Genomic DNA, 13,247 nt, shown 5'->3' with positions numbered 1-13,247 from the left:
CCCCCTCCCGTTGCCGGGAGGGGGTGGAAGCTTTCAGCGAGGAGCGCCCTAGCGCCGGAAGAACCGTCTCTGGTTCATCGGCATCGGTGCGGTCTTCTCGCGGAAGACGATGCGGCCCTTGTCGATATCATACGGGGTCATTTCGACATGAACCCGGTCGCCGACGATCGAGCGGATGCGGTTCTTGCGCATCTTGCCCGCCGTGTAGGCGATGATCTCGTGGTCGTTTTCCAGCTTAACGCGGAACCGGCCATCAGGCAGGATCTCCGCGATCACGCCTTCGACCTTGAGGGCTTCTTCCTTCGCCACAGGCGACTTAAGCGAGCGACAGGTTGACGGCCGAAGCGCGGCCCTGGCGATCGTTCTCGACGTCGAACTTGACCTTCTGGCCTTCGTTCAGGCCGTCGAGGCCGGCGCGCTCAACGGCGCTGATGTGGACGAAAACGTCCTTGGAAGCACCATCGGGGGCGATGAAGCCGTAGCCCTTGGTGGTGTTGAAAAACTTAACAGTGCCTGCCGTCATAGTAACGTCCTTAGTCTCGATAGCCCGCCGGGGAAAATCCCTGCAGAGCACCGGTAGCGCATCAACGAATTAGGGGCCGTAACAGCGCCTCGTCGGGTGAGGCACCTTCGGCACCGGCGATATGGGCGAAAATTTAGCGAAATGCAAGTTCCGCCGGCCCCGGTACGTTGTCGTCGACACGATGCCGCCGCCAGTCCGTGCCGCCCGCACGACTGGTCGAGTCCGCCCGCCGCTTGCCGCCGCCCCCTGCAAACCGCTACACGGTGCCCCGATGAACGCCACCGCGCGCCACGCAGATCTCGCCGCCGCCGGCGTCCACCCGTTCCCCCATCGTCACTTGCTCGGCGTCGCCGAGTTGAAGCCGTGGGAAGCGCTCTATCTGCTCGACGAGGCCGAGAGCTGGATCGAGATCGGGCGCGGCCGCGAGAAGCACGACGACCGGCTGCGCGGCCTGACGGTGATCAATGCCTTCTTCGAGAACTCGACCCGGACGCTGCTCAGCTTCGAGATCGCCGGCAAGCGGCTGGGTGCCGACGTCGTCAACATGACCGTCGGCCAGTCGTCAGTGAAGAAGGGCGAGACCCTGCTCGACACTGCGCTGACCCTGAACGCCATGCACCCCGATGCGATCGTCATCCGCCACCAGGCCGCGGGCGCGGTGCAGCTGATCGCCGAGAAGGTCGACTGCCCGGTCCTCAACGCCGGCGACGGCCGCCACGAGCACCCGACCCAGGCGCTGCTCGACGCCCTGACCATTCGCCGCCGCAAGGGGCGCATCGAGGGGCTGACCGTCGCGATCTGCGGCGACATCCTGCACAGCCGGGTGGCGCGCTCCAACTTCCAGCTACTTGGCAGCCTCGGCGCGCATGTCCGCGCCGTCGCGCCGCCGACGCTGATCGGCACCGACGTTGACCGCATGGGCGTCGAGGTCTTCACCTCAATGGACGAGGGCCTCGACGGCGCCGACGTCGTGATGATGCTCCGCCTCCAGCGCGAGCGCATGACCGGCGGCTATGTGCCGTCCCCACGCGAATACTTCCACTTCTACGGCCTGACCGCGGCGCGCCTGGCCAAGGCGAAGCCCGACGTCTTGGTCATGCACCCCGGCCCGATGAACCGCGGCGTCGAGATCGACACCGCGGTCGCCGACGACATCGCCCGCTCGGCGATTACCGAGCAGGTCGAGATGGGCGTCGCCGTCCGCATGGCCTGCCTCGACGTATTGACGCGGAGCCGGCGGGGGGTCGCCGGCTGGTGAGCGTCCTTGCCTTCACCAACGCCGCGAATCTCGGCACGCTGGTCGTCCGCGACCGGCTGATCGAGAGCATCGGCGGCACTGCCCCTGCCGACGCGAAGGTCATCGACTGCGGCGGCAAGCACCTCGCGCCCGGACTGATCGACGCCGGGGTGTTCGCCGCCGATGCCGCCGCCTGTCTCGCGGGCGGGATCACGCGGGTGGTGCTGATGCCGGACCGCTCGCCGCCGCTCGACGACCCCGCGCTGATCGAATTCGCCCAGCGCATCGGCAAGCCCGACGTCTGGGTCCATCCGCTCGCCGCCGCGACCCGCGGGCTGCTTGGCGTCGAGCTTGCCGAGATCGGGCTGTGCGCGGAGGCCGGGGCGGTCGGCTGCGCCACCGGGCGCGCCGGGATCAACGACAGCGGCGTCATGCACCGGCTGCTCCAGTATGCGCGCGGCTTCGACCTGGTGGTGGTCGTCCACGCCGAGGACGACGGCCTGACCGGCGACGCCGTCGCAACCGAGGGCGAGTTCGCGACCCGCATGGGCCTGCCGGCCGCGCCTGCCTTTGCCGAGGCCCTGCGCGTCGCCCGCGATCTGCGCCTCGCCGAGGCCACCGGCTGCAAGCTCCACATCCGGCAGGTCACCACGGCGGAAAGTATCGGACTCGTCCGCGACGCCAAGGCGCGCGGCGTCGCGGTCACCTGCGGGGTCACGCCTGCGTACTTCCTGCTCGGTGAGCAATCAGTGACCGGCTACCGGACCTTCGCGCGGCTGTCGCCGCCGCTGCGCCACGACGACGACCGCCGTGCCGTCATCGAGGGCCTAGCGGATGGTACCATCGACGTCATCGCCAGCGGCCACGACCCGCGCACGCAGGAGGACAAGCGCCTGCCGTTCGCCGATGCCGCGCCGGGTGCGACCGGGGCCGAGACCCTGCTCGCGCTGGCGCTGACGCTGACCAACGAGGGCATCGGCCGCGAAATCGTGCTGGCCGCGATGACCTCCGCCCCGGCGCGGATTTTCGGCCTGCCCGGGGGGCACCTGACTGCCGGAGCCCCCGCCGACCTCATCGTCTACGACCCCGGCGCACCCTGGCGGATCGACGCCGACGCCAGCGTCGCCAGCGCCGGCAACACGCCGTTCGACGGCATGGCCGTGCAAGGCCGCGTCGCGATGACCGTTAAGGGCGGCGACATCGTGTGGAGTTCATGATCCCAATATGTTGAGCCTGATTACCCTCGCCGTTGGTGCTGCCGCTGTGGGCCAGCCCGCCACTGTCCAGTCGGGCGTCGAGCGCTGGCGAGCCGGCGATTATCCCGCCGCCGTCGCCGCGTGGCTGCCGTTTGCCGCCCAAGGCGATGCCGACGCCTGCTTCAACATGGGGCAGGCCTACAAGCTCGGGCGCGGCGTCGCCAAGGACCCGGCAGTCGCGCGCGATTACTACCGCCGCGCCGCGCTCAAGGGGCACCTGCCGGCGCAGGCGAACCTCGGCATCGCGCTGTTCCAGGCGGGCGACAAGCTCGAGGCGGTCAAGTGGCTCAAGCAGGCCGCGGATCGGGGCGAGGCGCGGGCCCAGTACGTGCTCGGCATCGCGGCCTACAACGGCGACGGCACCCCTAAGAACCTCGGCCTTGCCTATGGCTATCTGCTCCGCGCCCAGGCGAGCGGACTGGCGCAGGCGACGACCGCGCTGGGCTCGATCGAGCCGGTACTGACCCCGGATGCGCGCAGTGCCGGCACCGCGATGGCGGCCAGCCTCGCAGCCGGAACCGGCGTACCGAGTGCGCTGGCTGCCGCGAGCATCCAGCGTACCGGCCCGGCCGGCATCCAGCGTCCCGGCAGCCTCGCCACGAACGCCACCGGCGCGATCGGCACCGCGGCGGGCAACGTCGTCGCCTCGGTGCGCTCGGCCTTCGGCTTTGCCCCGCCCCCGCCGGTCGTGACGAAGCCGGTGACGCAGACCGCGGACGCCAGCCTGTCGTCGCGGACGTTCCAGGCGAGGCCGCCCGCGGCCGTGGTGCCGAACCCGGCCCGCTCGACGACAGTCAGGCCCCCCGCCGATATCACGACCGCCTACCCGGTGACGCACCCGGCTCCGAAGCTCCAGTCCGACGCCAGCGCTGCCGTTCCCGGCCCCAAGCCGTTCCTGCCGGGCACGACGCCGCCAGCGCCGAAACCGATCGACAACGCCACCGCCGTCCCCGATCCGCGTCCGGTCGCACCCGCCACGGCGACCGCGCGTGGATCGCTGGGCCCGCCAAACCCCGGGGATGCGGCGACCACGACAGCGACCTCGGCCCCGACTGCAACAGTTCCCGCCGCAACGCCGCTACCGAAGCCAGTGCTTGCCGACGCGCGTCCGGCAAAGGCCGATGTCGTCGACCTAAAGCCCGCGACGGTGGCGCTCGCCGACCTGAAACCGGTCCCGGCGAAGCCTGCCGGCTGGCGCGTCCAGCTCGGGGCGTTCTCGTCGCAAAAGCTCGCCGACGCCGCTTGGGCTTCGGTGAAGTCGGCGAACTCGGGCGCGATCGGCAAGGCCAAGCCAATCTTTGACTCCGCCGGGCCGGTGGTAAAGTTTCAGCTCGGGCCGTTCGCATCGCGCGACGCGGCGCGGGACACGTGCGCCAAGCTGGCGTTTGCGGGCAAGGCCTGCTTTGTTACGCAAGGGTGAAGGTGCGAACCTGTTTCACGTGAAACAGGTTTTAGGATCAACCAGGTAGGCTAGCGCAGCGACCCCGCGAGCGCCGCCATCGTGCGGTTGGCCAGCTCACGCCCGACACCATCTGGCGACGTGCCTTCGGCGCCGGCACGGACGAAGCCACCAGCCCCGGCGACGAGCCTGGGCTTGCGGTACGGACGATCGCCCGCGGTCGTAAACGTGGCGAGCAGCCGGGCGCGCTTGATATCCTTGACGGTGACCTTGAACACCGCCCCGGTGGGAGTACCGGAGGCGGACGTCTGCAGCACCTCGATCAGCAGGTCGGCGCGCGACGTGGCCGCTTCGGTCTCGATCGCCTGCATGTTCGGGCGGCTGCCGGCCCCACGTGCGCCGCGCGCCGTCCGCATCGCCAGGCTGCGGTCGATCAGCTGGGCACCGTTACCGGCGAGAGTCTGCGAGAACGCGGCCTCGACGGCGAAATCGATGTTCTCTTCGAGTGGGTTGAAGCGGCCGTCCTCGACCCGCTGTGCCCCCACCGAGACGTCGAGTGACGAATGGCTGCTACCCTCGGCGGCGGTCTTCGAGTCGGTGCCGTTCCAGCCGGAGCGCGTCGACGTCGAGCCCGAAGCGGCACTGCTCGCGCTGGCTTCGGCGTGAAGATTGTCGCGGTAGGTCGAACTGACCTCGTCGCTGAAGCTGCGGTTCCAGAACACCAGCATCCGGGGCCGGCCGACGCGGTCGTACACGGCGCGGAAGTTGCCCGCCGCGACGACACCGGCCGGGATCGGCACCGGCGGCGGCGCGAGCACCTCGGGTCCGTCGCGGAAGGCCCCGGCGGGTGCACCGGCGGGATCGTCGCGGTATTGCGCTGCCGCGGCAGACGCGACGAGCAACAGGCCGACGGCGATCAGGGTCCGCATTTGGCCAGCTCCGGGGATGAGGTTCGTCACAGGTCGGGCCGCACTTCGATCAGATAGGCCCCGACCTGCGGGCCGACCGAGTTTTCCTCGTAGACCGAGGTGGCGCGGGGCGAGAGGTAGAGGGTCCGCCAAGCCGACGCCGCCTCGGTCGGCAGCTGGTTGGCGTCCATGAAGTTCGACCGTGCCTGGATGACCAGGGTCTTGTCGGTGCAGTTGACCAGCCGCGCCATTACCCGCAGCCCGCCGACCGGCGTGCGCTGCGCGAACAGCCCTTCGACGATGACCTGCCGGTCGAGCTTCTTGTCGGTGAACAGCACCGCGTTGAGGTCGATCGGGGTCATCGACGACGGCACGTTGGCGACGAGCGCCGGACCGCCAGTATGGCCTGCCCAGCGCGCCAGATAGGTCTTGCAGCTGACGACCTTGTTCTCGGTGGCCAGTGCGGGGCCAGCGGTTGCGACAAGCAAGGCGGCAGCGAGCAGGATGCGCATCGGCGGGGCTCCTTGAAGGGCGATCATTCGGGCAGAAAGGTCGAGACGATGCCGGTCCGGAACAGCTTGTCCTTCTGGACGACGTCCTTCTTCTTGGCGACCGCGGCGCGCACCTTGGCATCGTCGCCGGGCGTGTCGCCGCCGGTCAGCGCGGTTCGCGAGCGCGTCCAGACGATCGTGCACTTGCCCGCCGTCGCCTGCATCACCGGCGTCGGCGGCAGGGTCAGCGCGCCGTTCTCGCTGACGTAGCTGATCGTTGAGGTGAAGGGCCCGGCCAGCTTCGTCGTCGACAGCGACACGCCGTCGGGCAGAGTGTCCCATTGCCGGATGTCGGCGTCGGTCTTCATTGCCGACGAGCCCAGCGAGAACAGCGCCCCAGCCAGCGCCATGTACATGCCCGCATCGCCGCCCTGCACGAGACCGGCGGTGAGGAGCGCGTTGCCCGCGGTCGCGGTGCCGGTCTTCCAGTTCGCCTTGCCGTTCAGGATACCGTCCATGGCGCGGCCGCCGCGGGTCGTAGCCTGGTAGTAGACGCTGCTCGCGAGGTGGCTGTCGTAATGTGTCGAAGCGCCCGTCGCCGGGGCCAGCACGAACACCGCGCCGGTCTCGGGGAAGCCCTCGGCGGGGCGGAAGACGAGCTTTTCCTTCTGCTTGCCGTCCTTCTCCTTCAAGGGGCCGTGGCCGAGCTCGGCGATCATCAGCACGTTGTCAGCGGCGCCGGGCGCGGTCAGGCCCTTCTCGGCCTTGATCGCGGTGTCGTAGGCTTCGCTGCCGTTGTCGCCGGCGCACTGCGAGGCCCAGCCCATGAGGTAGTCCATCAGCGCGAAGTCGCTCTGGAACTCCTCGTCCTCGGAGACGGTGTCCTGGTATTCGGCACCCTTGAAGGAGGCGCGGGCGTTGTTGTAGTCGCCCTTCCGCAGGTACAGCAGGCCACGGTAGTAATAGGCCATGGCGCGCTCGTAAGGCTCGCCCTTCCAGTCCTTGTTCGACTCCTTGTGGAAGACCGAGCGGGCGGCTTCGGCGGACTTGTTCTTGGCGTAGACCGACTCGATGCGGAGCAGGGCGGCGTCGAAGGCGCGCTCGGCGTCGGTGTAGCTGCCGACTTCCATCGCCGCGAGGCCGAGGCGCGACAGATTGAGCACGGCGTTGCGCTCGCCGCCGGTGTAGAGCGCCTTGAAGTAGGGGCGCAGTGCCTCGGAGCGGGTCTGGGTGAAGCCGTCGATCTCGTCGGGGTAGGGGCCGTCGCCGTACTGCGCCTTCCAGGCCTTGACCTGCTGCTCACGCGCCTTGAGCGCGGCCTTGGCGGTGGCCGGGTCCATTGCCGGGTCAGCGCTGACAGAGGTGGCGACGGCCGGCGGAGCATCTTGCGCGAGCGCTGCGCCAGCGACGGCGAGCGCGGTCGCAGAGACCAGCGCAAATGGTACGATATTCATGCCTGTAGCCCCTATTCAGATTATCGGTCGCGCCTGCCGCCGAGCCCCCTCGGCGTCTGGCAGGTGCGTCCTAGCGGTAGACGACGTCGTCGCCCTGAGCCCTGAGGATCATGTAAGGCTCTGAAATATAGACACTTTCGCTGGTTTCGAGGTCGATCACCTCGAACACCACCTGCATCGCGCGCTGGGTCATGCCGGTGTTGTTGTTGCGGCTGTCGAGCGAGGTGATGCGGCCGGTGAGTTTGTAGTCCGACCCGGCGACCGCGTGCGCCATGCCCTTGGTGGCGACATCGACCTGGCCGCTGCGCTTGAGCTCGCGCTCGTCCATGACGTCCTGGAGGTTTTCGCGGCTGAGGAAGCGAATGCGGCCGGCGGCGGCGCGCATCAACTGGGCGCGGAGCTGGTCGGAGATCATGTCGGTGTCGAGGCGCTGGCTCGACTTGTTCACCAGCCGCGAGGAGTCGACGATGATCCGCGGCGGCTTAGCGGTGTTCACGAAGTCGGGACGCTGCAGCAGATCGCGCACCAGCCGGTCGGCCATGCCGACGATGTCCCGCGATTCGAGACCGGTCCCGGTGACGACGCCGCGGCTCGACGGGTCGAGGTCGACCGCCTCGTGTCCCGAACGCTTACCCGCTGTCGCTGGCGAAATGGCCAAAGCGAGCGCCATTGTGCCCGCAAGCCCGTGTAAAATCTTCATGAAACCCCCGCTTCTTGTTCACCCGTTACGGATCGAATGAACAAGAAGCAAGCAGGATGTTAAGTATAGTTACTGGTCGGGTAGCATCTCAAGCCGCGGCGCGGGTCGCCTCGCCGGGCCAGCGCGACCACAAGGCGGTACGCTCGCCGGCGACCTTGACCGCCGCCGCGTCCTTGACCGGACCGAAGCCACGGACCGCAAGCGGCAACGCGGCGATCTCCGTGGCGAGGGCCACGTTGTCGACCGTCAGGCCCGCCAGCAGCCGGTCGACCTCGGCCTCGTAGTCGACGATCGCGGCGCGTTCAGAGCGGCGCTCGTGGCTGTAGCCGAAGACGTCGAACGCGGTACCACGTAGCCCCTTGAGCTTCGCCAGCATGCCGAACACCGAGAACACCCACGGCCCGAAGCTGTACTTCTTCGGCCGACCTGTGGCCGGGTCCATGCGTGCGAAGATCGGCGGGCTGAGCTGGACTCGGGGCTTGCCGCCCGCGAACTGCGCATCGAACGCGGCGCGGAAGCGGCCATCCGAATACAGCCGCCCGACCTCGTACTCGTCCTTGTAGGCGAGGAGTTTGTAATAGGACTTGGCGACCGCCTCGGTCAGCGGCTCGTGGCCGGCGGCGCGGACGCGCTCGACGAGGCTGCGGTAGCGCTCGGCATAGGCGGTGTCCTGATAGGCAGTGAGGTCGGCGACGCGCTTGTCGAGCAGCCCGTCGAGGGTCGTCGACAGCGGCTCGGGAGCCGGGCCACGCGCGGCCTCGACCATGGCGACGACCTTGTCGGGGCGCGCTGCGAGCAGGCGACCGAGCGCGAACGCGCGCTTGTTGAAGTCGATGGCGACACCGTTCAACTCGATCGCGCCTTCGAGGCTCGACAGCTTGAGCGGGATCAGGCCCGACTGCCACGCATAGCCCATCATCAGGATGTTCGCGCCGATCGCATCGCCGAGCAGGGCGACCGCGATGGTATCGGCGGCGACGAAGCTGGTGGCGTTGGGGTTGGCGGCCTTGCGGATGCTGCGCTCGACTCGCGCGCTCTGGAAGTCGAGGTCGCGGTTGCGGACGAAGTCCGACGTCGGCGCGATGTCGGCGTTGGCGACGACCGCGGTCCGGCTCGGGATCATCAGCGTCTGGGTCGCTTTGTCGGCCGCGACGACGGCATCGCACGCCAGCACGAGGTCGGCACCGCCGGCGATGATGCGCGGGCTGAGCAGGGCGTCGTCGGTGGCGGCGAGGCGGACGTGCGAGTAGACCGCGCCACCCTTCTGCGCGAGACCGGCCATGTCGGCGGTGGTCGCGCTGATGCCCTCGACGTGACCGGCGGTACCGAGCAGCGCCGACACGGTCAGGACGCCCGTGCCGCCAATGCCGGTGACCATGATGTTGTAGCCGTGGCCGGGCGCGGGGATCACCGGGTCGGCGACGCCCGACAGGTCGATCGCCGCGGCAAGGTTCTTCTGCTCGGCCTTGCGGATCTGGGCGTCGTCGACGGTGACGAAGCTGGGGCAAAAGCCCTTGAGGCAGCTATAGTCCTTGTTGCAGCTCGACTGGTTGATGCGGCGCTTGCGGCCGAACTCGGTTTCCAGTGGCTCGATCGAGACACAGTTCGACTGGACCGAGCAGTCGCCGCAGCCCTCGCAGACCGCGGCGTTGATGAACACGCGGCGGGCCGGATCGTCCATCGTCTTGCGCTTGCGGCGACGGCGCTTCTCGGCGGCGCAGGTCTGGTCGAAGATGATGACCGTGGTGCCTTCGGTCTCGGCGAACTCGGCCGAGATCTCGGGCAGGTGTGCGCGGTCGAGCAGGCGCACCGACGTCGGCAGCACGACACCCTTGTAGCGCGACAGGTCCTCGGTCAGCACGACGACCTTCCTCGCGTGCTCGGCGACCATCTGCGCGGCGATCTGGTCGACCGACAGCTCGCCGTCATGCTTCTGGCCGCCGGTCATCGCGACCGCGTCGTTGTACAGGATCTTGTAGGTGATGTTGACCTTGGCGGCGATCGACTGGCGCACTGCGAGGATGCCCGAGTGGAAATACGTGCCGTCGCCCAAGTTGGCGAAGACGTGCTTCTCGGTGGTGAACGGCGCCTCGCCGACCCAGGTCACGCCCTCGCCGCCCATCTGGGTGAAGGTCTCGGCACGGTCCATCCACAGCGCCATGATGTGGCAGCCGATGCCCGCCAGCGCGCGCGATCCCTCGGGGGGCTTGGTCGAGGTGTTGTGCGGGCAGCCCGAGCAGAAGTAGGGCGTGCGCTTGATCGGCGTCTCGTAGGCGGCGGCCTTGTCGGCCTGCTCGGCGAAGAACGCCAGGCGGCCGCGGATATCGTCGGTGTCGTAGTATTTCTGGATGCGGCCGGCGACGACGTTGGCGATGACGCCCGGCGTCAGCTCGTTGTCGGGGGACAGCAGCCACTCGCCGTTCTCGTCGTGCTTGCCGACCACCCGGGGCCGCACGGCCTCGCGCCAGTTGTACAGCTGCCAGCGTAGCTGGTGCTCGATGAACTCGCGCTTTTCCTCGATGACGAGGACTTCCTCCAACCCTTCGGCAAAGGCGCGGATGCCGTCGGGTTCGAGCGGCCAGGGCATGCCGACCTTGTAGACCCGGAGGCCGATCTCGGCGGCGACCTTGGCATCGATGCCGAGTTCCTCGAGGGCTTCCATGGTGTCGGCATGGGCCTTGCCGGTGGTGATGATGCCGAAGCGGGGCTTGGGCGTGTCCCAGACGATCCGGTCGATGCGGTTGGCCTTGGCGAAGGCGAGGGCGGCGAAGCCCTTGTAGCGCTGGAGGCGAGTGTCCTCCTCGCGCCAGATGTCGCCGCCGCGAATCGAGATGCCGCCTTCGGGAAAGTCGAAGGGCGGCAGCACGATGGGCTTCCACTCGTTCGCGAGGTCGATGGTGGCCGAGGTCTCGACGGTGTCGGCGGTCGCCTTGAAGCCGACCCAGGTCCCGGCGAAGCGGCTCATCGCGAAGCCGAGCAGGCCGTATTCGACGAACTCGTGGACGCTGGCGGGGGCGAGGAACGGCACGAACGCCGCCTGGAAATTATGGTCGGACTGGTGGGGCAGGGTGGAGGACTTGGCGCCGTGGTCGTCGCCGACGATCGCCAGCACTCCGCCGTGGGGCGAGGTGCCCGCCGCATTGGCGTGCTTGAGCACGTCCATGGCACGGTCGAGGCCGGGGCCCTTGCCGTACCAGATGCCGAACACGCCATCGACGGTCGCGCCCTTGTGCATGCCGACATGCTGGGAGCCCCAGACCGCGGTGGCGCCGAGCTCCTCGTTGACGCCGGGCTGGAAGATGATGTTCTCAGCCGCGAGCAGCTTCTTGGTGCGCCACAGCTCCTGGTCGTAGTTGCCGAGCGGGGAGCCGCGGTAGCCGGAGATGAAGCCACCGGTGTTGAGCCCCGCCGCGCGGTCGCGGGCGCGCTGGACCAGCGGCAGGCGGACCAGCGCCTGGACGCCCGACATAAAGACGCGCCCCTCGGTGAAGCGGTACTTGTCGTCGAGCGAGACAGGCGGCAGGCCGGCAACCATTCAGGACACTCCCCAAGAGATAGGTCAGATATACTGACCTATCCGTCGTGGCGCAAGGGGAGCAGACTAGTGCGTCAACGGGCCGCCGTCACCTGCGGGAGTTGGCGGATCGTGCCCTCCACATTGTCATTCCGGCTCAGCTGTCATTCCGGCTCAGTTGTCATCCCGGCGAACGCCGGGACCCAGCTGCACCACAAGCTCACAACGCGGAGCGCTGAGGGGCAACTGGGTTCCGGCGTTCGCCGGAATGACAAGAAGCAAGTGGCGGGCGGCGTGCCTCAAACCAGCTTGGCGTCCAAGGTGATCTCCGCTTTGAGCAGCTTGCTGACCGGGCAATTCGCCTTGGCCCCGGCCGCAACCGCGTCGAACGTCGCCTGGTCGATGCCGGGAATGGTCGCGGTCAGCGTCAGTGCGGACGCCGTGATCGCGAAGCCGCCGTCGACCTGCTCGAGCGTCACCTTGGCGCTGGTGTCCATCTTGTCGGCCTTGAACCCGGCATCACCGAGCGCCAGCGACATCGCCATGGTGAAGCAGGCGGCGTGGGCGGCGGCGATCAATTCCTCGGGGTTGGACCCGGCGACGCCCTCGAAGCGGCTGGCGAAGCCGTAGGGGTAGGCACTGAGCGCGCCGCTGGCGGTCGTGATCGAGCCGCGCCCGTCCTTCAGGCCGCCGCTCCACTCCGCCGAACCCTTGCGATCGATCTTCATGCTCGTTCTCCGTTGTCGTGGACGCTCACCCTGCGAGGTAGGTGTTACAGCCTGAATTGCAGCCCCGTCGACACCGTCGCCCGCGGCGCTTCACGGCCCGGCAACGGCGGTCAATCGCCGCAACCACGAAACAACCACCCTCTTTGCGGAACACGTCGGCGGGTCGCGCGGTTCGAGGACATCCTTCAAGCCCAGGAGCTAACCCCATGAATCCCCAGTCCTCGCGTCCCCTCGCCCTGATCACCGGTGCCTCGTCGGGCATCGGTCTCGAACTCGCGCGGCAGTTCGCGCAGAACGGCTACGACATCGTCATCAACTCCGAGGATGCCGCCGGCCTCGAGACCGCCGCGCAGTCGCTCCAGGCCAACGGCGGTGCCGTCACTGCGGTGACAGCCGACCTTCGCCAGCGCGACGGCATCCACAAGGTCCTCGAGACGGTGCAGGGCCTCGGCCGCGACATCGACGTGCTGTGCGCCAACGCCGGCGTCGGCCTCGGCGGCCGGTTCACCGAGACCGACCTCGATACCGAGCTCGAGATGATCCAGCTCAACGTCGCCAGCCAGGTCCATATCGTCAAGCACGTCGCCAAGGCGATGGCCGCGCGGCGTTCGGGCCGCATCCTGATCACCGGTTCGATCGCCGGCCTGATGCCGGGCAGCTTCCAGTCGGTCTACAACGGCACCAAGGCCTTCCTCGACAGCTGGGGCGAGGCGATCCGCGAGGAGCTGAAGGAGCAGGACGTCGTCGTCACCGTGCTGATGCCGGGCGCCACCGAGACCGAGTTCTTCCACCGCGCCGAGATGGACGACACCAAGGTCGGCCAGTCGGAGAAGATGAGCGCCGAGGATGTCGCCAAGGTCGGCTACGAGGCGCTGATGGCCAACGACGACCACGTCGTCGCGGGCTTGAAGAACAAGTTCCAGGCGCTGATGACCAACATCCTGCCCGACCCGGCGCTGGCCAAGATGCACCGCGACATGGCGCAGCCGAACAGCGAGAAGCGCGCCGCGGAGTAAGGTTGGGCCGAGTAAGCGAAC

At 68.3% G+C, this 13,247-nt stretch carries 12 protein-coding genes; 4 read left to right on the top strand and 8 right to left on the bottom strand.

All coding sequences use genetic code 11. The features are described 5' to 3' along the window. Positions 1-48: 48 nt before the first annotated feature. Positions 49-309, bottom strand: a complete 261-nt coding sequence (gene infA, locus KX816_16115; GenBank protein QXQ05724.1) for a translation initiation factor IF-1 — start codon at positions 307-309, stop codon at positions 49-51. Between the two features lie 7 nt (positions 310-316). Beyond that, the gene (locus tag KX816_16110) at positions 317-523 is read right to left on the bottom strand and encodes a cold-shock protein (protein ID QXQ05723.1); all 207 of its coding nucleotides are present in this window, start codon (positions 521-523) and stop codon (positions 317-319) included. 271 nt (positions 524-794) lie between these two features. Between KX816_16110 and KX816_16105 the strand changes: the two genes are divergently transcribed. From KX816_16105 to KX816_16095, 3 genes are read left to right on the top strand one after another with little or no spacing between them, the layout of a single operon-like run. Continuing rightward, positions 795-1,781, top strand: a complete 987-nt coding sequence (locus tag KX816_16105; protein ID QXQ05722.1) for an aspartate carbamoyltransferase catalytic subunit — start codon at positions 795-797, stop codon at positions 1,779-1,781. After that, positions 1,775-2,977 carry a dihydroorotase gene (locus KX816_16100; GenBank protein ID QXQ08624.1) on the top strand — a complete coding sequence of 401 codons (1,203 nt, stop codon included), beginning with the start codon at positions 1,775-1,777 and terminating at the stop codon, positions 2,975-2,977. Before KX816_16105 ends, KX816_16100 begins: the two co-directional genes overlap by 7 nt. 7 nt (positions 2,978-2,984) lie before the next feature. Continuing rightward, positions 2,985-4,436 (top strand): SPOR domain-containing protein, encoded by a 1,452-nt coding sequence (locus tag KX816_16095; protein QXQ05721.1) that lies wholly within the window; start codon positions 2,985-2,987, stop codon positions 4,434-4,436. A gap of 50 nt (positions 4,437-4,486) precedes the next feature. Here KX816_16095 and KX816_16090 read toward each other — a convergent pair whose 3' ends face one another. The 6 genes from KX816_16090 to KX816_16065 all read right to left on the bottom strand — a co-directional run bounded on the left by KX816_16090 (position 4,487) and on the right by KX816_16065 (position 12,210). After that, positions 4,487-5,344, bottom strand: coding sequence for a hypothetical protein (locus KX816_16090; GenBank protein ID QXQ05720.1), 858 nt, complete (start codon positions 5,342-5,344; stop codon positions 4,487-4,489). 26 nt (positions 5,345-5,370) lie between these two features. Next, the gene (locus KX816_16085) at positions 5,371-5,835 is read right to left on the bottom strand and encodes a hypothetical protein (protein ID QXQ05719.1); all 465 of its coding nucleotides are present in this window, start codon (positions 5,833-5,835) and stop codon (positions 5,371-5,373) included. Positions 5,836-5,858: 23 nt separating this feature from the next. Next, positions 5,859-7,268, bottom strand: a complete 1,410-nt coding sequence (locus KX816_16080; GenBank protein QXQ05718.1) for a hypothetical protein — start codon at positions 7,266-7,268, stop codon at positions 5,859-5,861. A gap of 70 nt (positions 7,269-7,338) precedes the next feature. After that, positions 7,339-7,968: a penicillin-binding protein activator LpoB gene (locus tag KX816_16075; protein QXQ05717.1), complete on the bottom strand. Its 630-nt coding sequence runs from the start codon at positions 7,966-7,968 to the stop codon at positions 7,339-7,341. An 88-nt stretch (positions 7,969-8,056) separates the two neighbouring features. Next, complete coding sequence (locus KX816_16070; protein ID QXQ05716.1) at positions 8,057-11,503, bottom strand: indolepyruvate ferredoxin oxidoreductase family protein; 3,447 nt, start codon at positions 11,501-11,503, stop codon at positions 8,057-8,059. Positions 11,504-11,781: 278 nt separating this feature from the next. Further along, positions 11,782-12,210, bottom strand: coding sequence for an OsmC family protein (locus KX816_16065; protein ID QXQ05715.1), 429 nt, complete (start codon positions 12,208-12,210; stop codon positions 11,782-11,784). A 206-nt stretch (positions 12,211-12,416) separates the two neighbouring features. Here KX816_16065 and KX816_16060 point away from each other — a divergent pair, with 206 nt between their 5' ends. After that, positions 12,417-13,226 (top strand): SDR family NAD(P)-dependent oxidoreductase, encoded by an 810-nt coding sequence (locus KX816_16060; protein QXQ05714.1) that lies wholly within the window; start codon positions 12,417-12,419, stop codon positions 13,224-13,226. Positions 13,227-13,247 lie beyond the last annotated feature (21 nt).

Source organism: Sphingosinicellaceae bacterium (assembly GCA_019285715.1).
GTDB lineage: Bacteria > Pseudomonadota > Alphaproteobacteria > Sphingomonadales > Sphingomonadaceae > Glacieibacterium.
This window is presented reverse-complemented; position numbering and strand designations above follow the sequence as displayed.